At 69.7% G+C, this 21,735-nt stretch carries 29 protein-coding genes and 1 tRNA gene; 14 read left to right on the forward strand and 16 right to left on the reverse strand.

Annotation, left to right across the window (positions count from 1 at the left end; translation table 11 throughout):
* Window positions 1-89: 89 nt before the first annotated feature.
* Window positions 90-719: a hypothetical protein gene (locus HHX31_RS19140; protein ID WP_169949678.1), complete on the forward strand. Its 630-nt coding sequence runs from the start codon at window positions 90-92 to the stop codon at window positions 717-719.
* Window positions 720-732: 13 nt separating this feature from the next.
* On the opposite strand, the gene HHX31_RS19145 is transcribed toward HHX31_RS19140, so the two are convergent.
* Complete coding sequence (locus HHX31_RS19145; protein WP_169949679.1) at window positions 733-1,593, reverse strand: helix-turn-helix domain-containing protein; 861 nt, start codon at window positions 1,591-1,593, stop codon at window positions 733-735.
* Window positions 1,594-1,694: 101 nt separating this feature from the next.
* Between HHX31_RS19145 and HHX31_RS19150 the strand changes: the two genes are divergently transcribed.
* Entirely contained in the window at window positions 1,695-2,390 is a 696-nt protein-coding gene (locus HHX31_RS19150) for an SDR family NAD(P)-dependent oxidoreductase (protein WP_169949680.1), read from the forward strand.
* A gap of 81 nt (window positions 2,391-2,471) precedes the next feature.
* On the opposite strand, the gene HHX31_RS19155 is transcribed toward HHX31_RS19150, so the two are convergent.
* Both HHX31_RS19155 and HHX31_RS19160 read right to left on the reverse strand, forming a co-directional pair.
* On the reverse strand, window positions 2,472-2,840 hold the full coding sequence (locus tag HHX31_RS19155) for a barstar family protein (RefSeq protein WP_169949681.1): 369 nt from the start codon (window positions 2,838-2,840) through the stop codon (window positions 2,472-2,474).
* Between the two features lie 8 nt (window positions 2,841-2,848).
* Complete coding sequence (locus HHX31_RS19160) at window positions 2,849-3,262, reverse strand: ribonuclease domain-containing protein (protein ID WP_169949682.1); 414 nt, start codon at window positions 3,260-3,262, stop codon at window positions 2,849-2,851.
* A gap of 152 nt (window positions 3,263-3,414) precedes the next feature.
* Here HHX31_RS19160 and HHX31_RS19165 point away from each other — a divergent pair, with 152 nt between their 5' ends.
* Together HHX31_RS19165 and HHX31_RS19170 are read left to right on the forward strand one after the other, a co-directional pair.
* The gene (locus tag HHX31_RS19165) at window positions 3,415-4,233 is read left to right on the forward strand and encodes a glycoside hydrolase family 16 protein (RefSeq protein ID WP_169949683.1); all 819 of its coding nucleotides are present in this window, start codon (window positions 3,415-3,417) and stop codon (window positions 4,231-4,233) included.
* 108 nt (window positions 4,234-4,341) lie between these two features.
* A complete protein-coding gene (locus HHX31_RS19170) occupies window positions 4,342-4,857 on the forward strand; it encodes a DUF4142 domain-containing protein (RefSeq protein WP_169949684.1) in 516 nt (171 codons plus the stop codon).
* A gap of 78 nt (window positions 4,858-4,935) precedes the next feature.
* Here HHX31_RS19170 and HHX31_RS35195 read toward each other — a convergent pair whose 3' ends face one another.
* Window positions 4,936-5,061, reverse strand: coding sequence for a hypothetical protein (locus HHX31_RS35195; RefSeq protein WP_283244556.1), 126 nt, complete (start codon window positions 5,059-5,061; stop codon window positions 4,936-4,938).
* 336 nt (window positions 5,062-5,397) lie between these two features.
* Here HHX31_RS35195 and HHX31_RS19175 point away from each other — a divergent pair.
* Window positions 5,398-5,470: transfer RNA gene (locus HHX31_RS19175), tRNA-Arg, on the forward strand.
* 61 nt (window positions 5,471-5,531) lie between these two features.
* On the opposite strand, the gene HHX31_RS19180 is transcribed toward HHX31_RS19175, so the two are convergent.
* Window positions 5,532-6,053, reverse strand: a complete 522-nt coding sequence (locus HHX31_RS19180) for a site-specific integrase (RefSeq protein ID WP_169949685.1) — start codon at window positions 6,051-6,053, stop codon at window positions 5,532-5,534.
* Between the two features lie 485 nt (window positions 6,054-6,538).
* Between HHX31_RS19180 and HHX31_RS19185 the strand changes: the two genes are divergently transcribed.
* From HHX31_RS19185 to HHX31_RS19205, 5 genes are all read left to right on the forward strand, one after another.
* Window positions 6,539-6,724 (forward strand): hypothetical protein, encoded by a 186-nt coding sequence (locus HHX31_RS19185; RefSeq protein ID WP_169949686.1) that lies wholly within the window; start codon window positions 6,539-6,541, stop codon window positions 6,722-6,724.
* 296 nt (window positions 6,725-7,020) lie between these two features.
* Entirely contained in the window at window positions 7,021-7,488 is a 468-nt protein-coding gene (locus HHX31_RS19190) for an SRPBCC family protein (RefSeq protein ID WP_169949687.1), read from the forward strand.
* A gap of 61 nt (window positions 7,489-7,549) precedes the next feature.
* Window positions 7,550-8,086 carry an alpha/beta fold hydrolase gene (locus HHX31_RS19195; RefSeq protein WP_169949688.1) on the forward strand — a complete coding sequence of 179 codons (537 nt, stop codon included), beginning with the start codon at window positions 7,550-7,552 and terminating at the stop codon, window positions 8,084-8,086.
* Window positions 8,087-8,249: 163 nt separating this feature from the next.
* Window positions 8,250-8,534 carry a hypothetical protein gene (locus tag HHX31_RS19200; protein WP_169949689.1) on the forward strand — a complete coding sequence of 95 codons (285 nt, stop codon included), beginning with the start codon at window positions 8,250-8,252 and terminating at the stop codon, window positions 8,532-8,534.
* Between the two features lie 202 nt (window positions 8,535-8,736).
* A complete protein-coding gene (locus HHX31_RS19205; RefSeq protein ID WP_169949690.1) occupies window positions 8,737-9,294 on the forward strand; it encodes a DUF6461 domain-containing protein in 558 nt (185 codons plus the stop codon).
* A 40-nt stretch (window positions 9,295-9,334) separates the two neighbouring features.
* On the opposite strand, the gene HHX31_RS19210 is transcribed toward HHX31_RS19205, so the two are convergent.
* Window positions 9,335-9,664, reverse strand: coding sequence for a hypothetical protein (locus tag HHX31_RS19210; protein ID WP_211589967.1), 330 nt, complete (start codon window positions 9,662-9,664; stop codon window positions 9,335-9,337).
* Between the two features lie 251 nt (window positions 9,665-9,915).
* On the opposite strand from HHX31_RS19210, the gene HHX31_RS19215 reads away from it, so the two are divergent.
* Window positions 9,916-10,197, forward strand: a complete 282-nt coding sequence (locus tag HHX31_RS19215) for a hypothetical protein (protein ID WP_169949691.1) — start codon at window positions 9,916-9,918, stop codon at window positions 10,195-10,197.
* Window positions 10,198-10,287: 90 nt separating this feature from the next.
* On the opposite strand, the gene HHX31_RS19220 is transcribed toward HHX31_RS19215, so the two are convergent.
* Window positions 10,288-11,640: an FAD-dependent oxidoreductase gene (locus tag HHX31_RS19220; RefSeq protein ID WP_311932057.1), complete on the reverse strand. Its 1,353-nt coding sequence runs from the start codon at window positions 11,638-11,640 to the stop codon at window positions 10,288-10,290.
* Between the two features lie 154 nt (window positions 11,641-11,794).
* Between HHX31_RS19220 and HHX31_RS19225 the strand changes: the two genes are divergently transcribed.
* Window positions 11,795-12,154 (forward strand): helix-turn-helix transcriptional regulator, encoded by a 360-nt coding sequence (locus HHX31_RS19225; protein WP_211589969.1) that lies wholly within the window; start codon window positions 11,795-11,797, stop codon window positions 12,152-12,154.
* Between the two features lie 34 nt (window positions 12,155-12,188).
* On the opposite strand, the gene arsB is transcribed toward HHX31_RS19225, so the two are convergent.
* Window positions 12,189-13,283 (reverse strand): ACR3 family arsenite efflux transporter, encoded by a 1,095-nt coding sequence (arsB, locus tag HHX31_RS19230; RefSeq protein ID WP_169949932.1) that lies wholly within the window; start codon window positions 13,281-13,283, stop codon window positions 12,189-12,191.
* Entirely contained in the window at window positions 13,280-13,594 is a 315-nt protein-coding gene (locus HHX31_RS19235; RefSeq protein WP_169949694.1) for a helix-turn-helix transcriptional regulator, read from the reverse strand. The genes arsB and HHX31_RS19235 overlap by 4 nt, the downstream gene beginning before the upstream one ends.
* A 209-nt stretch (window positions 13,595-13,803) precedes the next feature.
* Between HHX31_RS19235 and HHX31_RS19240 the strand changes: the two genes are divergently transcribed.
* Entirely contained in the window at window positions 13,804-14,217 is a 414-nt protein-coding gene (locus tag HHX31_RS19240; protein WP_169949695.1) for an arsenate reductase ArsC, read from the forward strand.
* A 194-nt stretch (window positions 14,218-14,411) separates the two neighbouring features.
* On the opposite strand, the gene HHX31_RS19245 is transcribed toward HHX31_RS19240, so the two are convergent.
* The 5 genes from HHX31_RS19245 to HHX31_RS19265 form a co-directional block, all read right to left on the reverse strand.
* A complete protein-coding gene (locus HHX31_RS19245; RefSeq protein WP_169949696.1) occupies window positions 14,412-15,956 on the reverse strand; it encodes a S8 family serine peptidase in 1,545 nt (514 codons plus the stop codon).
* A gap of 313 nt (window positions 15,957-16,269) precedes the next feature.
* The gene (locus tag HHX31_RS19250; protein WP_169949697.1) at window positions 16,270-16,665 is read right to left on the reverse strand and encodes an ACT domain-containing protein; all 396 of its coding nucleotides are present in this window, start codon (window positions 16,663-16,665) and stop codon (window positions 16,270-16,272) included.
* Window positions 16,666-16,694: 29 nt separating this feature from the next.
* Complete coding sequence (locus tag HHX31_RS19255; protein ID WP_169949698.1) at window positions 16,695-17,348, reverse strand: DUF6461 domain-containing protein; 654 nt, start codon at window positions 17,346-17,348, stop codon at window positions 16,695-16,697.
* A gap of 520 nt (window positions 17,349-17,868) precedes the next feature.
* On the reverse strand, window positions 17,869-18,348 hold the full coding sequence (locus tag HHX31_RS19260; protein WP_169949699.1) for a DUF1992 domain-containing protein: 480 nt from the start codon (window positions 18,346-18,348) through the stop codon (window positions 17,869-17,871).
* Window positions 18,349-18,474: 126 nt separating this feature from the next.
* A complete protein-coding gene (locus HHX31_RS19265; protein WP_169949700.1) occupies window positions 18,475-19,353 on the reverse strand; it encodes an NAD(P)-dependent oxidoreductase in 879 nt (292 codons plus the stop codon).
* A 97-nt stretch (window positions 19,354-19,450) separates the two neighbouring features.
* On the opposite strand from HHX31_RS19265, the gene HHX31_RS19270 reads away from it, so the two are divergent.
* Window positions 19,451-19,825, forward strand: coding sequence for a helix-turn-helix domain-containing protein (locus HHX31_RS19270; protein ID WP_169949701.1), 375 nt, complete (start codon window positions 19,451-19,453; stop codon window positions 19,823-19,825).
* A gap of 153 nt (window positions 19,826-19,978) precedes the next feature.
* On the opposite strand, the gene HHX31_RS19275 is transcribed toward HHX31_RS19270, so the two are convergent.
* Both HHX31_RS19275 and HHX31_RS19280 read right to left on the reverse strand, forming a co-directional pair.
* Complete coding sequence (locus HHX31_RS19275; RefSeq protein WP_169949702.1) at window positions 19,979-20,425, reverse strand: hypothetical protein; 447 nt, start codon at window positions 20,423-20,425, stop codon at window positions 19,979-19,981.
* 204 nt (window positions 20,426-20,629) lie between these two features.
* Complete coding sequence (locus tag HHX31_RS19280) at window positions 20,630-21,469, reverse strand: CDP-alcohol phosphatidyltransferase family protein (RefSeq protein WP_311932061.1); 840 nt, start codon at window positions 21,467-21,469, stop codon at window positions 20,630-20,632.
* Window positions 21,470-21,735: the final 266 nt, after the last annotated feature.

Below are 21,735 nucleotides of genomic sequence, written 5' to 3' on the forward strand. Positions count from 1 at the left end.
TGACGACCTGGGACCGGGCCTCGTGAGGATCGTCCTTGTTGCCGCGGCGACCCGCCGCCACCAAGGCCCACCCCCCAGAAGGAACGACGATGACCGTTCACACCCGGCCCGCCACCGAGACCGCCGCCCCCGCCACGTCCGCCCCGATCGCCGACACGACCGTACGCCGGCTGGCGCTGGGCCTTTCCACCGGCGCGCTGGTCTGGTCCGCCGCCAGCTTCCTCTACGGCTTCACTCCCGCCACCGAGGCGGGAATCAAGATCACTGACCTTGGCGGCCTGGCGTTCCAGATCGGTGCGCTGTCCCTCCTCGCGATCATGGCCCGCACGGGGGCGACCGGGACGAGCCGCGTGGCCCGCGTCATGCTGCGGGTCGAGCGGGTGCTGCTGGCCCTGGCGATGACCTGGAGCGTCTGCCACGCGTTCCTGCCCTCCGCGCGGGACAGCGTCTGGCTGGGCGTCCTCGACGTGTTCTGGCCGCTGTCGATGCTGGGCATGTTCGTGATCGGCATCAAGGTCGCCGTCGCCGGGCGGTGGCGCGGGGCGGCCCGCTTCTGGCCGCTCGTCGCCGAGAGCTGGGTGGTCGTCACCATCCCGACCATGGCGATCTTCGGGACCTCCGTGTCGGACGTCGTCGGCGCCGCCCACCTGCTCGTGGGCTACGCCACCCTCGGCCTCATCATCGCCTTCCGTCCCGAGCTCGTACGCGGCGGCAAGTGAACGCCGTACCGGCTCAGTGAGGCCGGGCCGTGACCCCGGCGACGCGGACGAGATCGAGTTTGGTCTCGTCCGCGCCGCCGGGGACAGCCGTGTATATGACGATTTTCAGGTCGGTGTCGGAGTCGCAGAGCACGTCGCAGTCGACGGTGACGTCCCCCACCGCCGGGTGCCGGATCGTCTTGCGGTCCTCCGCGTGGCCGCCGACGGCGCCGGAATGCCACACCTCGGCGAAACGGGGATTCCCGTCCAGCGTCCGGCGGATCAGCTCGCGGAGACGCGCGTCCTCCGGGTAGCGGCCGGACGCGCGCCGAAGGTCGGCGACGATCGCCCGGTCGGTCGCCTCCGCGTTCTCCGAGACGACGGGCCATGCCGCGAGGCGCCCCCGATCGGACGGCACGGGAAAACGCGAGCGCACCAGATTGCGCTCCTCCGGCGCGAGCACGGAGGGATCGCCGAGGAGCGCCGCCCAACTGCGGTTCCACCACAGCAGCCGCCAGTCGGCGGCGAACACGGCGACCGGCGCGTCGCCCAGCCGGGCGAGCACCCGCTGCATCCCTGGCGGGATGTGATCACTGATCACGCCGTCCGGGGGCGGCCGCAGTCCGGCGAGCCGGTAGAGGTGGTCGCGCTCGGCGCGATCGAGTTGCAGCGCCCGCGCCAGCGCGGCGGCGACCTGCGCCGACGGTGTGGTCGCCCGGCCCTGCTCCAGCCGTACGACGTAGTCAACCGAAACGCCCGCGAGGTCGGCCAGTTCCTCGCGACGCAGACCCGCGGCACGGCGTACGCGGCCGGGAGGCAGGCCGACAGCCGCGGGGGAGAGCCGGTCGCGCCAGGCGCGGATCGTCGCGCCGAGGCTCGTCTCGTCTGCGGTCATGCGCTCATTCTGCGTCGGCGGCGAGACGCCAGGGTGGTACTGCCTGTCCTACCGGCGAGCTCTCCCTGGCTGTGCGCGCCGGCATGCCCGAGGCTCGACGCATGACCATCACCTTCATCACCGGGGCCAACAAGGGCCTCGGGTTCGAGACCGCCCGCCGCCTCGTCGACCTCGGTCACACCGTCGTCCTCGGCGCCCGGGACCCCGAGCGCGGGCAGGCGGCGGCCGCCAAGCTCGGCGTCCGCTTCGTACGGATCGACGTCACCGACGACGCGTCCGTCGCCGCCGCGGCGACGGACGTCGCGGCGCACGAGGGCCGCGTCGACGTCCTGATCAACAACGCCGGGATCATCGGCCCGCACGTGCCCGCCGACGAGCTGACCGCCGCCCACGCCCTGGAGGTCTTCCAGACGAACGTCGTGGGCATCGTCCGCGTGACCGGCGCCTTCCTGCCGCTTCTCGGCAAGTCGGAACACCCGGCGATCGTCAACGTGAGCAGCGGCACCGGCTCGTTCGCGCTGACCCACGACCCCGGCCGGGTGGAGTCGACGGTGGTGGGGCCGCTGTACACGTCCTCGAAGGCCGCGGTGACGATGCTCACGACGCAGTACGCGAAGGCGTTGCCCGGCATCCGGGTCAACGCCGCCGACCCGGGCTACACGGCGACCGACCTCAACGGGCATAGCGGCCCCCAGACCGTGACGGAGGGGACCGACGCGATCGTGGCGCTCGCGACCGAGGGAGCCGACGGCGGAACGGGCAGGTTCGTCGACCGCTTCGGGCCCGTGCCCTGGTGACGGCGTCGCCGTACCCGCCGGCTGACGAGACCGTTTTCCCGCGAGGGCTGGATCAGCTCCCGGCAGGGATCGTACGGGCGATCAGGGCAGGGCCTCGCTCACCCGCCCGCGGAGCACGGACTCGTGGGCGGGGCCGGTGTGGAGCGTCACGGTCAGCCCGGCCGCCGCGGCGTCGTCCAGGACGGCCAGCAGCGTGGCGAACTGCCCGGGAGGCTCGGCGTCGAGCAGTTCCTCCGCGTGTCCCACGACCAGACGAACCGGCCCGACGTCGCGCAGCGCGTCGGTGAGGGCGTCCCAGTTGCGGCCGAAGTACGGGGGAAGACGCAGGGCCCGTGCCACCTCCTCGAAGAAGGCGGCACGGGTCCGGCAGGCCCGGCCGTCGACGACCGCCGGGGCCGGATCGGTGGTCACCGTGAGCCACGGAGGCAGCGGACGCGCGGCGGAGGCCATGACAGGTCCTAGAGACGGTAGAAGTCGGTGTAGTGGTTGGGCGAGAACCAGGTCACGCCCGTGCTGCGGTTGACGACGATCCGGTACGCGTCACGCGCGGCGCCCCGCGCCCGGGAGTAGACGTCGTACTCGTAGTAGGTGGCGCCGGCCGGGAGCTGGCCCTCCCGGTTGTAGAAGCGCCCGCCGGTGTAGTTGTACTTGCCGTCGGGCCAGGAGTACCAGCCGCTGCTGGTGGGATACCCCTTCCCGGCCCAGATCGACTTCGCCGAGCGGGCATCCGCGCAGCGGGAAATCGAGCAGGAGCCGTAGACCGACGCCTGGGCGGGGACGGCGCCGGCCAGTCCGGTGAGGGACACGACGGCGGCGATCACGACGGCGAGCCGCCCGGCCCGGTAAGGCCGGAAGCGTCGCGAAGTCTGCACGGGACCTCCTTGTGGGGGCGAAGGAACAGACACTCGCCAGCATCACCTCGAACCGGGGCCTGACCAATGTCGGCATGGTGAACTTTCGCCGTCTTCTCGCGTATGCCCGGTGTGCGCCTCGATCTCCCCTGAGCCGCGCCAGGATTGCCCGTATGAGCGAAGCCGTGGACAGAACGTACGCGCCGGACCCGGTCACGAAGGCCGGCTACCTGCTGGAGTTCGAGGACACCTTCGAGGGCGGCGTGCTCGGCGAGAGCCGCTGGATCCCGCGTTACCTGCCCCAATGGACCACCCGCGCCGCCTCGGCGGCCCGCTATCGCGTGGGCGACGGCCGCCTGCGCCTGCTGATCGAGGAGGACCAGCCGCCGTGGTCGCCGGAGACGGAGGGCAGGATGCGCGTGTCGTCACTGCAGACGGGCGTGTTCTCCGGACCCGTGGGCAGCGGAGTCGGCCAGCACGGGCGGGGCCGGGCCGTCGTCCGCGAGGCGCAGGACGAGGCCAGGCTCTACACCCCCCACTACGGCCTGATCGAGATGCGCGCCAGGGCCACCGACGATCCCCGCGCCATGGTCGCGCTGTGGATGATCGGCTTCGAGGACGCGCCCGAGCGGTCCGCGGAGATCTGCGTCTGCGAGATCTTCGGGCGTGACGTACGGCCGGACGCGGCGGCGGTCGGCATGGGCGTCCACCCCTTCGGCGATCCCGCGATCACCGACGACTTCGCCGCCGAGGTCCTCCCCATCGACGCGCGGGAGTTCCACGTGTACGCGGCCGAGTGGACTCCGGACCGGGTGACGTTCCTCGTGGACGGCCGGCACGTCAAGACCATCCGGCAGTCCCCGGGCTATCCGATGCAGCTCATGCTCGGGATCTACGAGTTTCCGGACGCCGAGGGGCCGGAGCGGGCGGGGCCGTACCCCAAGGAGTTCGTGGTCGACTACGTGCGGGGCTACCGGCCCGGGACGCGTTGACCGTACGGGGGCGCCGCCGGGTGGGTATGGGGCATGTGAAGCGTCATACCGGGATGGTCGAAGCCGATCAACCGGCGCCGGCCGTCCGGTGAAGGATCGGGGGATCTGATGCTGAGATGGCTCATCGTCCTGGTCGCGACCGCGGTCGCGGCACTGTCATGGATCACCGGGGGGCACGCGGCGCCACCGGGTGTCAGCGACAAGGACAAGGCGTTCCTGGCCGCCGCCCATCAGGCCAACCTCACGGAGATCCAGGGCGGGCAGACCGCCGAGCGGCAGGCCGCCAAGCAGTCGGTCAAGGACGCCGGCAGGAAACTGGTCGTGGACCACGGCGCCCTCGACGCCCAGCTCCAGCGGGTGGCCAAGAAGCTGGACGTAGCCCTGCCGAGTGAGCCGAGCGAGGAGCAGCGGGCCGAGTTGCGCCGGCTCGCGGCCAAGAGCGGCGCCGCGTTCGACCGTGCCTGGCTCGACGCGCAGATCAACGGCCACCGCAAGACGCTGCTCGCCCTGGACGAGGAGGTGTCGACCGGATCTTCCGACGAAGTGAAGAACCTGGCCCGGGCCGCCAAGCCGACGGTTCAGGAGCATCTCGACCTGGTCGAGAGCATGCAGAGCGGCGAGTGACGACCGGTGCCGGCCGGGGCGGGTCTCCGGCCGGCACGTCCCCCGCCCACCGGCTCACCGACTCACCGGCTCACCGGCTCACGTGAAGAGCTTGACCAGCAGCACGATGATGAACGCCCAGCAGAGGAGACCCACGCTCACGACAGCGACGAGACCACGGAGCCGATACCGCTTGCCGGGTGGGCTGGGCCGCTCGTCGTCCATGTCTCCTCCACGCCGGGGCGCGTTCCGGCGTACGCCGCGCACTCCTCGTCCTGCTGATACCCCGCAGGTCACGAGACGCTCGTCACTTAGGGGGATGTGTTTGTAGCTGATCGTCACATACTCCGCTGAGGCCGGTGTGAGCGGTGCCGGGGCTCCTGGTCCCCGATCGAGGTCGAGAGGGACGGCCAGCCGCCGACACGCTCACACCCTCTCGCGCACGGTCGATCGGCCCACAGCGTTTGACCGGGGACAGGGCGATTCATTGGCGCAACCAGGGGTGAGGGGTCTGGTAGAGTTACACCCGTTGCCGGGCACGGTAGGTGACCAGGCAGCAAAGCGGCCGTAGCTCAATGGATAGAGCATCTGACTACGGATCAGAAGGTTAGGGGTTCGAGTCCTCTCGGCCGCGCACATCACAGAAGGCCCGTGACCAGGGAATACCTGGAAACGGGCCTTAGTGTTTCCGGGGATCATCCGGTCTCTTCCGCGTCTGTGGGAGTTACCTTGGGAGCCACCCGTTTCGGTCGGCCCAGCAGAGCGCTCGAAATGGCCTCCGTCGCCGCTCGCTTGTCGCCCTCCATGAGGTGCCCGTACACGTCCTTGGTGATCGCGATGCTCGCGTGCCCGAGGACGTCGGAGACGACGTGGAGAGGCGTCCCCTGGGCGAGCATCAGCGATGCCCCCGAGTGCCGGAACTCGTGTGAGTGCCAGTGCCCGAGCCCCGCCTTCTGAGCGAGCTTGGAGAACAGGTGCGAGAAGGTGTCCGGGTCGGACGGATTGCCGAAAGCGGTGGGGAAGATCAGCCCGTGCTCGGTCCACTCCGCGCCGGCCTGGAGGCGTTCCGCGTTGTGCGCGCTCCTATGACGCTTGATCGCGTCGGCCAGTTCGGGAGTGAGGGAGAGGGTACGCCGTGACTTCTTGGTCTTCAGCTCGTTGATCACGAGCTTGGTCTTCCGGGCCGCATTCGAGTCCCGGTTCTTGATTCGCTTCACCGCATGGGTGACGCGAAAGTCCCGGCGTCCGGATCGAACCCGCTCCACATGAGCCCAAGCGCTTCGCCGCGACGCAGGCCGAACACGAGGGCCAGGAGGACGAGTACGCACCATCCGGTGCTCTGCGACCTCATCGAGGAGCTTGCGCGCCTCATCGACCGTCAGCGTTCGGCCCTCCTCCGTCCGGATACGCGAAGGCATCAAGGCGGCGGCGCGGCGCGCCGCCGCACGGCCCTCCCACCGCCCACCGTCCGGGCGTGCGGCGTGGGCGCCGGTCCCGAACGGCGGCGGGAATCGGCCCGCCCGCCGCACCGCACGCACGCCGTACCCAACCTGCCGGCCGTACCTGGGCCGCGCCGCCGCCCATGAGGCCGCTTCGGCCGTCGGCCCAACTACTCTGCGGCACTTCGAGGGCTTCATATCAGCGCCGGTCGCTCCGCTTCCGTCTGGCGGCCTATCGTCGTCAGGGCTTACGATCGCTCACCATGTTTGGCCCCCGAATTTTTCTGATACTGGGTTCGCTCGCGCTTCTCATCGGCGGGTGCCAAGCCGCAGGCAGCACTGCAAGATACGCTCCTGGACGGCCCATCGTTTTCGCCCTGGTCGGCATCGGCCTGATGCTTGGCGCGCTCGCCATGGCCATCATCGAACAGCAAGAAAAAAAGCAATAGCCTCCGGCGGGGGCACTCCGACTCCAGGATGATCGCCAGGAGCAAGAGCCAGGTCCGTAGTGGCTGGAGGCGGGAACTCGCGCGAACTGGGCAAGATCGCTGCGGTCCGCACCGTGTGCGAGTAGTCGGGCCGCCGCCGGGACGTTTTCCAAGGCACCTGGAGCAGCCCAACTGTCGATCAGCTCTGGCCAGATGTCATGCGACTTATTGGTCGCCTCTTGATTCCTGGCTGGTTTCTTCGGCGGGTCGTTCGATGACTATGGGCTCAGCAGAACTTTCGGTCCTAGGATCGGGCCATGAGCAGGACCGACCGCGCCAGCCGGGTCATCGCGGCACCGCCGGCGACTGTCTATGGCGCCCTCCTCGACCGGGAGTCGCTCGAGGCCTGGCTGCCGCCGGACGGCATGCGCGGGCGGGTCGAGCGGTGGGATCCCCGGCCTGGCGGCGGGTTCCGGATGGTCCTGACCTACCTCAACTCCACCGACAGCCCCGGCAAGACCTCAGAGTCGACGGATGTTGTCGACGTCGGGTTCGCCGACCTGGTGCCACCGGAGCGTGTGGTGCAGCGGGCGGTGTTCGAGGCCGACGATCCGTCGTATGCGGGCACCATGACTATGACCTGGCACCTCGCCGCCGCCGGCGACGGGACCGAGGTGACCGTCACCGCCACGGACGTGCCACCCGGCATCGACCAAGCGGACCACGAAGCTGGGATCGCCTCCTCGCTGGCCAACCTGGCGTCGTACGTCGAAACGGCCAACTGACTCAAGTCGGCTGCGCCCAGGCCCGACCACGATGCCCCTGCTGCTCGGGAAGGACAGCCGAGTGCGGTCAAACGCCATCATCTTCCATGGCACCGGGGCGAGCCCCGAGGTTTGCTGGTACCCGTGGCTCGGCCGGCGACTGGCCGAGCGTGGTTACGTGGTCGAACTCCCGCACTACCCCACCCTCAACGTCGAGCCGATCGCCACCTTCCTACCGAAGTTGCTGACCAATCACCACTTCGATGAGCGCACCGTGTTGGTGGGTCACTCCGGGGGCGCGGCGCTGCTCCTCGCGGTCCTGGAGCACATCGACGTCACGGTGTCCCAGGCCATCCTCGTCGCGGGCTACTGCACCCAGCCAAATACGGAGGACGAGCCCGTCCTGCAGGCCGGCTACGACTGGGCGGCGATCCGAGCCCACGTCCGTGACCTGTACTTCATCAATTCCCGCCATGACCCGTACGGCTGCGACGACCGGCAGGGCCGCGCCATGTTCGAACGGCTGGGCGGCACGCAGATCGTCCGCGACGACGGACACTTCGGCGACTACGATCAGCCGTACGAGACTTTCGAACTGCTCGACCGGCTCATCGACTAGGCCACTGGCATGCAGAAGCCCGGCCCCGCGCCGGGCTTTTCTCATCGGTCCTCCCTTACCTGTACGCCCGGATGCCGTTGTCGTATCAAGGAGCCGGTCCAGCTGTAGGTCGGGAGCAGGGCTGGGTGCTGTGTAATCGACCCGATGTAGAGGGGGGTGTCCGGTGGCGCCGAGGTCTCAGTATTTCTGGTACCACCTCTTCTTCTTCTCCTTGCTTTATGCGCTCGCGATCCTGCTCACGCTTTTCCCGTTTATCGCGAGTCTCGACCATAGGGTTGCTGCGGGTCGCCCAGATGACGAAGGTCTGGCGCTGGTGGTGACGGCCATCTTCGGGCTGCTTCTCGATACGGGTGCTTTCCTCATATTTCGCAAATCCTGGCCTGTGAGGATAATTTGTGGAGCAACCTTCGTGCTGGGAGCTACTGCCATAGCGAAATTTGTTGCTTGAATCCTTGCGGCCGTCTATGGCGCGGGCCCGTATCGATACCGGGACCGGCGAAGGGAGCCCATCCTCCGGGACGGGGTCGCCAGGGTGAGGCTGATCTTGTCCGCCATACTGGCGAGCAGATTCGCCATGGTCGATTCACTCCCAAGCTGCGGCCCGATGTCGGCCGTGTTCCGCCAGGTCCCGCATTTGGAGGCTCCAGCGCATGGACGCGATGGGATTCGAGGAGAACGTGCTGGAGCCGTACGGATTGCTCCCCGTCTTCTGCGGCACCTGGTGTAGCAACCCTGAGGTGCTGGAGGTGGCCCGACTCCTGGGGGCTGACCCGTCCTCGGCCGAGCCTGCCACCTGGAAACTACGGGAGGAGGGCACTGTCCTCATCGGGAGCTTCGGCGGCTGGACGCTGGCGCTGGAGGAACCGCCCTGGAGGGGCAGTGATCGGCGGACCCTCGTGAACCTGTCGAGCGGCGGCCACCGGGCGCTGAACTACTGGTGGGACGTCAACGGCGTCAGTTCCTTCAGGTACGCCGCCGATGGCCGGTTGCTGGTCGGCTTCGAGCCGGCGATGGGCCTGCGCGCGCACTGGTCGGGCGAAGACCCGCAGGTGCTGAGCGCCCACCTGACTGGTCTTCCTCTGGGCGAGGGCGCAGCCGACGACAGCCAAGCCCGCCTGGCCACCTTCATCCTCATCCACCGCCTGACCGGTCACCTCCTGAACGCGACCTGGCTCGACGCGGAACACCAGAGCTTCCGGATCATCTGAAACCGCGACGGCCATACCAGAAGGGCCTGGTCAGCGAATCTCAACTCCCGGCTCCCGGCGAGCGCCGCAACTCGTCGTGATGCAACACCTCTACGAACATGATCCGCCCGTCGACGACGTCGAGGATCAGGTAGCCCTTCTCGGGAAGCAGCGGCACGCAACGATGCCCGAGACCGTACGCCCCGGTCGGACGTTCAGCGGTGTAGAAGCTCTGGCAGAAGTCGTCGCCACATCCACATTCGCCATAGAACCGGATGTCCCAGGCACAGACGGCGAGGTCTTCCTCGCCCGCTTCGCGCAAGCACGTGATCAGTTCTGTGATGAGTTCGGGGAACAGTTCCCGCACCAGCGGCCTATCCGTCGTGCTCACTCTCGCAGTGTCCCAGCGCGCCTCCTGACTGCGGAGCCGTACGGGCCACGGACCGGTGACGTCGGCGCTCTCCCGAAGTCGGCCCAGGTCACGGGGTCGCTTCGGGTCGCCGCTCTCTATCCACCGGCGGATGAGGCTGGCGGCATGACCTTCGGAAGGCCGGAATGGTCCAGATCTGTGTGAACCGCCGGGAATGCAGGGCCGTCTCCTACGAGCAAGCATCAGCATCACCAGCCCCAAAGGGAGAGCCTGTGCTCCGTCGTCTCCTCGTCTCGGGCGCGCTCGTCGCGTCCGCGCTCGTCGTCCCGGCTGTGGCGGTCGCCGCTCCCGCCACCGCCGCCGGCTTATCGTCGACAAGCACGTCCGCCGCGAGTTGCTACAAGCGCGTCGGCAACCACTGGAACTGCATCACCCCCGGCGCGTTCTGCCCCAAGGCCGCGCACAATCGGTACGGCTACGCCAAGGTCACCAAGAAGCGGTACAAGTGCACCTACAAGAGCGCGGATCCGTACTGGCGGTGGAGGCGCGCATAGCGACCCCGGCGCGTCCGACGGCGCCGTCCTCCTGCCGGAGGGCGGCGCCGTCGGCGCATCCGGCCCGATTGTGAGGGCCGGCCGCCGTGGTCAGCAGCCGCCGGAGGAGGCGGGAGCGCCGACACCGATCTGCAGCGTGGCGGGCGCTCCGCAGCAGCCGTCGGACGCCTGCGCCGTGTCCTCCTGGTCGAACAGGCCGGAGCCGCCGCACACCCCGGTCTCGGGCAGGACCAGTTCGACGCGCTCGGCGGCCTCGCGGTCGCCGGCCAGAGCGGCGGCGATGGACCTGGTCTGCTCATAGCCGGTCATGGCCAGGAACGTCGGGGCACGCCCGTACGACTTCATGCCGACCAGGTAGACGTCCTGCTCGGGGTGGGACAGTTCGTTCACGCCGTGCGGGTAGACGGTGCCGCAGGAGTGCACGTTGGGGTCGATCAGCGGCGCCAGCGCGAGCGGGGCCTGCAGCCGTTCGTCCAGGCCGAGGCGGACCTCGGACAGGAACGACAGATCCGGCCGGAAACCGGTCAGCACGATGACCTCGTCGGCCGGCTCGGTACGGCCGTCGTCGGCGACGAGCACCAGGAGGTCGCCGTCCCGTTCGACGGCGGCGGTACGGAAGCCGGTGACCGCCGTGGCATGGCCGGCCTCCACGGCGGCCTTGGCCGCGAGGCCGAGGGCGCCGCGCGCGGGAAGCTGGTCGGCCTCGCCGCCGCCGAAGGTGCCTGCGCCGATGCCCCGCCGCAGGATCCAGACCGCGTGCGTGCCCGGCTCCTGCCCGGCCAGTTCGGCGAGGGCGGCCAGCGCGGTGAAGGCCGAGGCCCCGGAGCCGACCACCGCGGTGCGGCGCCCCGCGTACCGGGCGCGTACGGCAGGGTCGCGCAGGTCGGGGACGCGGTAGGAGATGCGGTCGGCCGCGCTGTGCTCGCCGATCGCGGGCAGGCCGTCGCCGCCGAGCGGGCCGGGGGTGGTCCAGGTGCCCGAGGCGTCGATGACCGCACGGGCGCCGATCCGCTCCTCGCGGCCGTCGGCGGTGCGTACGTGCACGGTGAAGGGCTGCTCGTCGCGGCCGGAGTCGACCACGCGGTCGCGCCCGGCCCTGGCGACGCCGGTGACGGTCGTGCCATACCGGACCTTGTCGCCGAGGGCGTCGGCGAGCGGCTGCAGGTAGAGCTCGGCCCACTCTTCGCCGGTCGGGTACGTCGCCTCGTCCGGGCGGACCCAGCCGGTCGGGGCGAGCAGCTTCTCGGCGGCGGGGTCGACGACCTCGCCCCAGGTGGAGAACAGCCGCACGTGCGCCCACTCCCGTACGGCGGATCCGGCGGCGTGGCCTGCCTCCAGCACCAGCGGGTCGAGTCCGCGTTCGACCAGGTGGGCGGCGGCGGCGAGGCCTACGGGTCCGGCACCGATCACGACGACGGGCAGTTCGGCGGCAGGCGTGGTCACGGCGACTCCTCTGATTCGACACTCGTCTATGAGTTCGCGGCCAGCATGCCAGCCTGTTTCGATGTTCGTCAACATAGACGTTTGTCGATATGGGGAAAGATTCTGCCTGGTTCGCACCCTCTCGCCTTGGTTCGATATGTGTGAACATAGACGTATGTCGAAACCGCAGGCACTGCCGGAGGTGGTGGTGCCCTGCTGCCCTCCGCTGACCGAACGGATGCTCACGGCCGAGGAGGCCGAGCGGACGGCGGCGATGTTCAAGGCGCTCGGCGACCCCGTGCGTCTGCGCCTGTTCTCCGCGGTCGCGTCGGCCCCCGGCGGTGAGGCGTGCGTGTGCGACATCTCCGACGTGGGGGTGTCGCAGCCGACGGTCTCCCACCACCTGAAGAAGCTCAAGGAGGCCGGTCTGCTGGTCTCGGAGCGGCGGGGAACCTGGGTGTACTACCGGGTCGAGCCGGGCGTGCTGGCCGCGATGGGCCACCTCCTGATGGCGCCTGTCCCCACCGACCGGTGACCGACGGCCGCCGGGGCACGACCAAGGCCGCCCGCTACGCGTGCCGCCCGGTGACGGGGGCGGCGGGGAACCTCCTCCGCCACGCGAGTGAGACGTGGACCAGCGCCACGAGCACCGGGACTTCGATCAGTGGCCCGACGACGCCGGACAGCGCCTGGCCGGAGGTGACGCCGAAGGTCGCGATGGCGACCGCGATCGCCAGTTCGAAGTTGTTTCCCGCCGCCGTGAACGCCAGCGTGGCGGTGCGGTCGTAGGACAGGCCGAGGGCCTTGCCGAGGCCGAAGGCGCCGAACCACATCAGGGCGAAGTAGGCCAGCAGCGGCAGGGCGATGCGGGCCACGTCACCCGGCTCGGAGGTGATCGTCTCCCCCTGCAGGGCGAAGAGGATCACGATCGTGAAGAGCAGTCCGTACAACGCCCAGGGGCCGAGCTTCGGCAGGAACGCGTTCTCGTAGCGCTCCCGGCCCAGTCTGCGCTCGCCCAGGCGGCGGGTGAGGAACCCGGCGAGCAGCGGGATGCCGAGGAAGATGACGACGTTGAGGGCGATCTTCCACGCGGAGATGTCGAGGTGCCGGCCTTCTTCGAGGCCGAGCCAGCCGGGCAGCAGGTCGAGGTAGAACCAGCCGAGCAGGCCGAACGCGAGGACCTGGAAGACCGAGTTGAGCGCCACCAGGACGGCGGCGGCCTCGCGGTCGCCGCAGGCGAGGTCGTTCCAGATGATGACCATGGCGATGCAGCGGGCCAGGCCGACGATGATCAGACCGGTGCGGTACTCCGGCAGGTCGGGCAGGAAGATCCACGCCAGGGCGAACATGACGGCCGGGCCGACGACCCAGTTGGCGACCAGCGACGAGATCATCAGCTTGCGGTCGCCCGTGACGGCGTCGAGTTTGTCGTAGCGCACCTTGGCCAGCACCGGATACATCATGACCAGCAGTCCGAGGGCGATGGGCAGGGAGACGCCGCCGATCGCGACCTCGGACAGCACGCCGTTCAGGCCGGGGAAGGCGCGGCCGAGACCGAGGCCGAAGGCCATCGCGGCCAGGATCCACACTGCGAGGAACCGGTCGAGGGCGGACAGCCTCCCGGCCACTACGCCGGGTGCGGTTCCGGATTCGGCAGGCGTCATGGGCACGCCCTCTTCCTGTCGGCGGCGGCCGTGGCGCGGGCGGTCTCGGCCAGATCGGCGAACTGCCCGGCCAGGGAGGCGATGACTTCAGGCTTGAGCCGGTAGTAGGTGAACCTGCCGCACGGCTCCGTCTCCACCACCCCGGCGTCCCGCAGCACCTTGAGGTGGTTGGACAGGTTGGTCTGCCGAGCGCCCGTCTCCTCCGCCAGGTGCGTCGTGCACAACGTCTCCCGGGCGAGCAGGGTCACGATCCGCAGCCGCAGGGGATCGGCCAGGACGCGCAACAGATCAGCATTGACTGACATCAGCATAGGCTGATGCTACCATCGCATCAGTCGAAGCTGATGTGAGATCGGTCCCGGCAGGATCGGCGGGCGTACGCCGCGGCCGCGATCCAGAGAGTCGTTCCGTGCCACCACTGCCGGGCCACCGGTATGCCCGTGCCGAGTCGTACAGTGCCTGTGCCTGGTCCGTGCCTCGACCTGACGCCATAGCGCCCCCCGAAGAGGAAGCAGAGCCGATGCCCACCGAACCCGCCGCTTCTGTCCTGTTCGTCTGCGTCCACAACGCCGGCCGCTCACAGATGGCCGCCGGCTTCCTCGCCCACCTCGCGGGTGACCGGATCGAGGTCCGCTCCGCCGGCTCGCTTCCCGCAGAACGGGTCAACCCGGCCGCGGTCGAGGCGATGAGGGAGGCCGGCGTCGACATCTCCGGCCAGACCCCGAAGGTGCTGACCACCGAGGCAGTCGAAGCCTCCGACTACGTCATCACCATGGGCTGCGGGGACGCCTGCCCGATCTTCCCCGGCAAGAAGTATCTCGACTGGACGCTGGAGGACCCCGCGGGCAAGGGCGTGGAAGCCGTCCGCCCGATCCGCGACGAGATCAGAAGCCGCGTCGAAGCCCTCGTCGCCGAGATCGACGCCGGGCGGTGATCCCGGCGGCGGCGTCGCTCCTCCTGGGCGCTGGGACCGCGGCGGCGGCGCGCCGGTCACCGCCCAGGGCAGGCCGCTCACCGGGCCTCTCACCGGGGCGTTCGCGCATGGCGCGGCAGGAAGCGCGCGGGCCCGCGCCGTCAGGACGGCGCGGGCCCGGCATGGTGGTGTCACTCAGGTGACACCGGGTCGGTTCAGTTGACGACCGCGAGAGCGTCGACGACACCGGCGCCGAAGAAGCCGTTGTCGTCGGCGGTGCCCGTGCAGGCGGCCGTGTTCAGCGGGCAGGGCTTGGGTACGGCCCGCGCCTTGAGTTCGTTCACCATCGTGTCCGGCGACCACGACGGGTGCGCCGACTTCATCTGCGCCATGACGCCGGCGACGTGCGGGCTCGCCATCGACGTGCCGCTCTTGTTGCCGTAGCCGTCGACGCCCGTACGGGTGTTCCACGTCGTGGAGTAGATCGACGAGCCGGGAGCCGCGACGTCGATCTTGCCGAGGCCGTAGTTGGAGAAGGACGACCGGATGCTGTCGAGGGTGGTGCCCACGCGCTGCAGGGACGCGACCGTCACGACGCCGTCGAACTCGGCCGGGATGTCGCTGCACCGGCTGTTGATCGTACGCACGGTGGGCGCAGGGGCGTCGTTGGGGCTGCCCCTGTCCACGGTCTTGTTCGCCAGGTCGTAGTTGGAGTTGCCCGCCGCGGCGACGTTGACGACGCCCTGCTCGGTGGACCATGCCACGGCGCGCCGGACGGCCTCCTTGCTGGCGGCCTGGTCGGGCTGGTCCTCACACCAGAACTCGAACGGGTCGATGTAGTAGGAGTTGTTGGTGACGTCCATGTGCTTCATGCCCGCCCACATGAAGCCGCAGATCGCGTATTCGGGGTAGATGTAGCCGTCGTCGTTTACGACCTTGACGGACGCCAGGCGCACGTTCGGCGCGACACCGACGATGCCGACGCCGTTGCGGGCGGCGGCGATGGTGCCCGCGACATGGGTGCCGTGGTCGCTCGTCGTCGGGCGCCAGGCCAGCGGCGTCTGGTCGGGACGGCCGACGTTGCTGCAGTTGACCGAGGTCGCGACGTCGATGTTGGCCTTGAGGTCCGGGTGCGTCGGCGAGATGCCGCTGTCGAGCACCCCGACGAGGACGTTGCGGTTGCCGTCGGAGATCGCCTGCGCCTGCGGGGCCTTGATCATCTGCATGTCCCACTGGACGCCCTCGTTGGGGTCGGGCGTCGCGCCGGGCTGCGGGTCGGACGGGTTGTCGCCGTTGTCCGGCTTCTTGGCGCCCTTCTTGTATCCGCTGGCGCCCGGGCCCCACGGCGGGGCCAGTTCGGTCGGGGTCCCCTCGGAGACGCCGGCCGTACGGGTGGCGCCGACGGAGGCGACCGCATTGCCGCCCTTGGCGGTGACGTCCGCGCGGAAGGCCGCACGGTCGGAGTGGGCGACGACCACGCCGATCTGGGGCCAGGACTGGATGACGACACCCCCGGCGGCCTGGATCGCACGCTCGACGAGACGGGTCTGGCCGGGGTTGGCGATCCGTGCGTTGACGACATAGCTCATGAGCATCCCGTCGGGGATGTCCACGTTGACCGGCGTCGACGTCGGCTCGTCGGCGACGACGGCGCTGGACGCGCTCGCCGGGCCGGTCACGCCTCCGACGAAGGCGGCCGCCACAACGGCGAACGCAGCGGCGGTGGCCGCGAGACGTCGCCTGGGCAGGGCATGCTGCATGCGGTTTCTCCTAGAACGGTGAGGCTGCGGCGCTTTAGCCGCGGTCTGGTGGCCCTCGATCCCGAAAGTCTGAATTCGCCCTAGATAGAGATGTTGAAGGTGGTTGGCGATGTTAACAGCTAAATCGTGAAATATTCATGGATTGGCCAACCGTACCTGGCGGCGACTGCCCGGTATGCCGCATTCGTTCGCATACGTGCGCATTCGTCCGTACAGCCCGTACTGCATCAGATGACAAGGAGCATCCGGTCAGGCGGCATTCGCCGCGGACACGATCGAGGGCGCGCGGGGATCCCTCGCGTCCCGGTGGCCGTCAGGAGCCGGGTGAGCGCAGGGAGCGGACGTCCACCCGGTGCCCCGCCTCCTCCAGGACGGTGACCGCCTCCTCGACCCTCGGCTCCGGCACGAGGACCAGGTCGCCGTGGAACGTCGAGGCGACGAACACCGGGATGGCCGCCTCGGCCAATGGGCCCACGATGGCCGCCAGCATGCCGGGGACATCCAGGTTGTGCGCCGTCTCCCCGCCGTACAGGCCGATCCAGCGGTCGCCGGACCCCGTCGGCCACGCCTCGCGGATCACGGTGAGGCCCTCCGGGGCGCGGACGAGCGCGATCCAGTCGTCGTCCTCGGGGAACGTCGCCTGCGGCAGGTGCTGGACGGCGAACACGGACGGCACGATGCCGAGCCGCTGGGCGGCGGGTGAGGTCATGAAACGTGTGTAGCAGAGACCCCCGACACTCAGACCTGCGACCACTCGGTGGTGGAGGCGACCAGCAACGGCCCGTCGAAGGATTCGGCGGTCAGGGTCACCCCGGTGACCCTGGCGGCGAGCGCGAACGCCTTGGGGAGCGTGTCGTCCCACCGCGTGTCCCAGGCAGCCTTGACGGAGGTGGCGGTCAGTGGCAGCCCCACCCTGCGCATCGGCTCGTTCAGCCGGTCGGGGTCGCTGCCCCACCGGTTGACCGACGCGTGCGGCTTGAACGCGGTGACGATCTCGCCGTCCACCGCGTACAGGAAGCTGTGCTCGGCGTAGTCGTGGCGTCCGACGGCCACCGCCTCGCATCCCCGCGCGAGGCGCTCCAGGTTCTCGCCCAGCGTGGTGTGCCAGCCGTACGGTTCGACCACCACGCTCCACTCGCCGATCCGTACGACGCCGACGTGTCCACCGCCGTCGCCGCCGTCGGTCTGCTCGACGAACTCCATGACCTCGTCGTCGAGTTCGGCGAAGGTCATCCACCGCGCCGGCGCTCCGGCCGGCTCGAAACGGGCCGCGACCTCGGCGGGCTCCAGCCCATGGAAGAACGACACGCTGAAGACGTCGCCCAGCGGGTTGCGCGCGCTTCCCGTCATCGGGGCGGCCAGCCACCGGAAGGGGGCGAGAGGGTCAGGCACCTGGGCTCCTTGATCGTTTCCAGGCGTCGTGGCAGCCGCCGCCGACTAAACCGGGGCCGAGGCCGTTCGCCGCGTCACTGTCCGCAGGCGGCGGACACCGCCTGCGTCAGAAGGATGGCCGCACCTTCTGGGAACCGGCTTGGACCTTGCTGCAACCGCGTCAGTGTGTGGGGACGACCGCCTTGGAGACGAGTCGTTCGCGGGCGAAGCACAGGCGGTAGGCGTGGGCGGGGTCGCCCTCCACGGTGTAGTACGCGCAGTCCTGGCCCGGCGGTGGGGCCGGAGCGCCGTCCGGCGGGCACCCGCCGCCGGGCGAGGTCCAGCTCCCGGGCCGAGGCGGTCACGGACACCGGAGCGGCGGGCGCGCTCGACGAGCGTCTCCGCGCCCTCCTCGCGCGGCGGCATCGCGTCGAGCGGCGAGGCGGCCTCGTCGTCGTCCGCGCGCGGAGCGGCCGGAGGGCGGCACATTGGGCGATCGGAAGGTCCTCATCTGACTTGCGTCAGACCGGGGACCTGCCGGTCAGCGGCGCCTGAACCACCGGAACAGGGGGCGCTTCGGCTGTTTCGGCTCTTCGGGAAGGGCGGGCTTGCTCTCGGCGACCGGATGCAGGGCCCGCCACTCGGCGGCGATCTCGTCCAGGTCGATGAGCGGCTGCACGACGGGCGGACCGGACAGGGGCTTGCGGTGGCTGTCGCGGATCTTGACATTCATCTCCTCGGCGATCCGGCGCGCCTCGGCCTCGGTGCGCGCGCCGAGCGCCTCCGCCTTCGCCTCCTCGGCCTCCTTGCGCAGCGCCAGCGTCCCCGGCAGCGGGAACGACAGGTTCTCCGCGCGCAGCTTCTGCTTGATCCACCACATGTCGTCGTGCGGCTCGCCCCTGCCGGGGATGGGCTTGCCTGCGCCCGGCAGGTCGTCGAACTCGCCACGCTCGGTGGCCTCGCGAATCTGCCGGTCGATCCACGACTCGAAGCTCACTCCGAGGGGCTTGCGTTCGGTCACGGCCTCACCTCGCAACGACCCGATCGTCCTCCTGCGAGGATAGCTTTCCGGCGTGGCGGCCCGGACCGGGGGACAGGGTCAGGGAGCAGCTCAGATCAGATGCAGGCCAAAGGTCTGGGACCACGCTCAGCGCGCTCGCAGCAGGTCGACCACCCCCGTGGTGCCCTCGCCGGCATGGCCGTCCGCGAGCCGCCGCTCCATCAGGGTCGTGAACGGCGTGAGCAACTCCGGGCTGACCTTGCGCTCCTCGGCCGTACGCAGCAGGGTCGCGTTGCCCCGGACCATCATCGCCAGGTTGGACGTGACGTTCCTCGTGTAGTCGCCGCTGTCCAGTTGGTCGGCGACCTCGTACGTGTACGGGACCATCGCTGTCAGCCAGCTCACGACGAGATCGGCGAAGCCCTTCGGGTGGATCTCGTCGCGGACGAGTGCGAAGGCGTGCGCCACCCCCGCGAACATGCCCGTCATGGCGCTCAGCAGCGCCACGTCGTGGAGGGCGGCGAGCCCGGGGTCCTCACCGGTGTAGACGGTGCCGGCGGGTACGGCCAGCGCGCCCTCGTGGGCCTCGAACACCTCTCGTGAGCCGCTGTAGAAGACGTAGGCGCCGGAGCCCGCCGCGCCGATCATGGGGGGAACCGCCATGACGCCGCCGTCCAGGAACCGGGCGCCGCGCTCCTCGGCCCACCGCGCGCGGGCCCTGGCCTCCTCCGGGGTGCCGGTGGTCAGGTCGACCAGGTCCTTGCCGGACAGGTCGGCGGCGGCGAGGGCCTCTCCGACCGAGGCGTGGTCGAGCAGGCAGACGACCACGAGATCGCTCGCCGCGACGGCCTCGGCGGCGGTCGCGGCGACGCGGGCGCCCTCGCGGGCGAGGACCTCGGCCCTTCCCGGAGTGCGGTTCCAGACGGTCAGGGGATGCCCGGCGGCGAGCCAGGCGCGGGCGAGCGCGCCGCCCATCGCGCCCAGCCCGAGGAGGGACAGCGGAGACTTCTCAGTGTTGTGGGTCATGCCGATTAGGCTGGTCACGAGCCCCGAATCGATCAAGTACGCACTTTCAGGTGGGTGCTTACCCCGGGGTGAGCGAGCAGCCAGGAGGGGGTGGGGCATGCGGACCGCACGGCGTCCGGGAGCGTCCGGATGTGGGATCGACGCCGCGATGGAAGTGATCGGCGGGAAGTGGAAGAGCTCGATCCTGTGGGCGCTGAACGAGCGCGCGTGCCGTTTCGGCGAGCTGCGCAGGATGCTCCCCGGCGTGACCGAGAAGGTGCTCGCGTCGCACCTGCGGGAGATGGAGGCGGACGGCGTCGTACACCGCGAGGTGTACGACGAGGTGCCGCCGCGCGTCGAATACTCCCTGACCCCGCTCGGCGTCACGCTCAACGAGGCGCTGGCGCCGCTCGGCGCGTGGGGACAGGAGCACCTCCTCGGCGGCCGGGCCGATCACCACGTCGCCGCCACGGGAGACCCGGTTTCCGGATGAGTCGCATCGCCCCAGGGTCAAAGATCGCCCGGGGTGAGATGTCCCAGCCGTCGCGCGGCGCGGCGTGGGTGGATGCGCAGCCGAAGTCCGAGGGCGTGGTCTCAGCGGCCGGTCTCGGTGCCCGGTCTCGGTGCCCGGTCTCGGTGCCCGGTCTCAGGGTGTGGTCTCGTGGCCTGGCTGCCCCGGCGTGCGCCGCTGCTGCTTCAGCTCGGCCTCGTAAAGGTGGCGAATCCCCCCGGCGAGCTCGTTGCGGGCCTGACGTTCCAGCTCCTGGAAGGTCGCGTAGTAGCCGTCGTCGTACTCCTCGACGATCTGGAAGGTCCACCGGCCCTGGATGACGTTGCGGCCGATCAGCTCACGCTCGATCCGGTCGGCCCACTTGTCGTGGCCGGCCTCCCGCAGCAGCCGTACGGCGTTGTCCAGTTCGAAGTCCGCCGTCCCGGTGAGCTGGTGGAAGGCGTACAGATGGCCTCTGACCCTGTGGATGGTCTCCAGCGCCTTGCTGAGCCTGCCCAGCGCGTCGACGGTGACGTCGTCCAGCCCCATGGGACGGCGGTGGGCGGGGTCGGGCAGGCCGGCGGGTTCGTCGTGATCGGTCATGTCCCCACCGCTACCCGCCGCGACGGCGCCTCTACCGGACCTCTACTCGACCTCTATGGGGCCCAGCGGGCCTCACCGGCGCGGAACCCTCGGACACCGCAGGGACGCCCAACCACCGGGACGCTCAACCACCGGGACGCTCAACCGCCGGGACGCTCAACCACCGGGACGCTCAACCGCCGGGACGCTCAACCACCGGGACGCTCAACCGGCGGGGGTGCCGGAGACGGACGGTTTCGCGGACGAGCGGAGCGTGGCCAGCGCGCGGTTGAGGTCGCGGGACGACAGCACGAGCTTGTACATGATGGCGGCCTCGAAGAGGAGCAACAGGGTGGCCGCGCCGATCGTGACCGGGATGACCGCGCCGGTCAGCGGGCCGACGATGAACACGGCCATCTGGAACTCGATGCCGCTGACCAGATGCGTGCGGATCCGGTGGTCGCGCAGCCACTCGCGCATGCCGGGGTACCAGGAGAAGCGGTCGCGGAACTCCTTCTGCAGGTCCACGGCGTCGGTCAGGCGGATCCTGATCTCGTCGGGGTCGCTGTCGAGGTCGTCGCGCAACAGGTCCGCGGGCAGCGCGACCGAGCCGCCGCCCGCCGACTCCTCGTAGGCCTCCCGCAGCGCCTTGCGCATCTGACGGCGGACCTTCGCGATCTGCAGGGCGTCGACGTAACGCAGCATGTCGAGGAACACCACGGCGATGCCGAGGACCAGGTAGAGGTCCTGCCCCGTGGCGGCGTACTGCCCCCACATCAGGGCGGCGGTGCAGGCCAGCACGCGGATGCGGTCGAAGACGTAGTCGAGCCAGCCGCCGAGGACGGTCCCCGTCCCCTTGAGCCGTGCGATCTTTCCGTCCATGCAGTCGAGGACGAAGCTCACGTGGTAGAGGGCCGCCCCCGCGACGAGCCACGGCCACCCGGCCCGCAGGAAGCACCAGGCCGAGCCGAGGCCGAGCACGAAGGCGCCCCAGGTGATCTGGTTCGGGGTGATGGAGGTGCGGTTGGCGGTCGTCACGACCAGCCGGCCCGCCAGGGGGTCCACGAGGAAAACGGTCCACCAGGCGTCGCGCGCCTTATATGTCCGAGAGCGTACGTAATGCAGCGTGAACGTCATTTGGGGGGCTTTCTGAATTGTGGTGGGATTTCGGGTGAAGCGCTAGAAATCGTCGTCCAGGTCGTCCGTCTCCTCCGCGTAGTCGTCCTGGTCGAGCGCGTGCGCGTCGTCGCCCAGGTGCGGGTCGTCGTCGGTGTCGAGGAATTCTGCCATTTGCTGGAGAAGTAGCTTAAGCATGTCTTTACCCCTCGGTC

Source organism: Microbispora sp. H11081, assembly GCF_012999535.1.
In the GTDB taxonomy this organism is placed as follows: Bacteria; Actinomycetota; Actinomycetes; order Streptosporangiales; family Streptosporangiaceae; genus Microbispora.

Excerpts from the sequence above, each read along its gene's own strand:
- HHX31_RS19275 (WP_169949702.1), bottom strand. The coding sequence starts at position 20,425 with ATGACCGATCACGACGAACCCGCCGGCCTGCCCGACCCCGCCCACCGC.
- HHX31_RS19235 (WP_169949694.1), bottom strand. The coding sequence starts at position 13,594 with ATGCTGATGTCAGTCAATGCTGATCTGTTGCGCGTCCTGGCCGATCCC.
- HHX31_RS19205 (WP_169949690.1), top strand. The coding sequence starts at position 8,737 with ATGGACGCGATGGGATTCGAGGAGAACGTGCTGGAGCCGTACGGATTG.
- HHX31_RS19150 (WP_169949680.1), top strand. The coding sequence starts at position 1,695 with ATGACCATCACCTTCATCACCGGGGCCAACAAGGGCCTCGGGTTCGAG.
- HHX31_RS19145 (WP_169949679.1), bottom strand. The coding sequence starts at position 1,593 with ATGACCGCAGACGAGACGAGCCTCGGCGCGACGATCCGCGCCTGGCGC.
- HHX31_RS19240 (WP_169949695.1), top strand. The coding sequence starts at position 13,804 with ATGCCCACCGAACCCGCCGCTTCTGTCCTGTTCGTCTGCGTCCACAAC.
- HHX31_RS19245 (WP_169949696.1), bottom strand. The coding sequence starts at position 15,956 with ATGCAGCATGCCCTGCCCAGGCGACGTCTCGCGGCCACCGCCGCTGCG.
- HHX31_RS19225 (WP_211589969.1), top strand. The coding sequence starts at position 11,795 with ATGTCGAAACCGCAGGCACTGCCGGAGGTGGTGGTGCCCTGCTGCCCT.
- HHX31_RS19140 (WP_169949678.1), top strand. The coding sequence starts at position 90 with ATGACCGTTCACACCCGGCCCGCCACCGAGACCGCCGCCCCCGCCACG.
- HHX31_RS19155 (WP_169949681.1), bottom strand. The coding sequence starts at position 2,840 with ATGGCCTCCGCCGCGCGTCCGCTGCCTCCGTGGCTCACGGTGACCACC.
- HHX31_RS19170 (WP_169949684.1), top strand. The coding sequence starts at position 4,342 with ATGCTGAGATGGCTCATCGTCCTGGTCGCGACCGCGGTCGCGGCACTG.
- arsB (WP_169949932.1), bottom strand. The coding sequence starts at position 13,283 with ATGACGCCTGCCGAATCCGGAACCGCACCCGGCGTAGTGGCCGGGAGG.
- HHX31_RS19265 (WP_169949700.1), bottom strand. The coding sequence starts at position 19,353 with ATGACCCACAACACTGAGAAGTCTCCGCTGTCCCTCCTCGGGCTGGGC.
- HHX31_RS19185 (WP_169949686.1), top strand. The coding sequence starts at position 6,539 with ATGTTTGGCCCCCGAATTTTTCTGATACTGGGTTCGCTCGCGCTTCTC.
- HHX31_RS19190 (WP_169949687.1), top strand. The coding sequence starts at position 7,021 with ATGAGCAGGACCGACCGCGCCAGCCGGGTCATCGCGGCACCGCCGGCG.
- HHX31_RS35195 (WP_283244556.1), bottom strand. The coding sequence starts at position 5,061 with ATGGACGACGAGCGGCCCAGCCCACCCGGCAAGCGGTATCGGCTCCGT.
- HHX31_RS19250 (WP_169949697.1), bottom strand. The coding sequence starts at position 16,665 with ATGACCTCACCCGCCGCCCAGCGGCTCGGCATCGTGCCGTCCGTGTTC.
- HHX31_RS19270 (WP_169949701.1), top strand. The coding sequence starts at position 19,451 with ATGCGGACCGCACGGCGTCCGGGAGCGTCCGGATGTGGGATCGACGCC.
- HHX31_RS19165 (WP_169949683.1), top strand. The coding sequence starts at position 3,415 with ATGAGCGAAGCCGTGGACAGAACGTACGCGCCGGACCCGGTCACGAAG.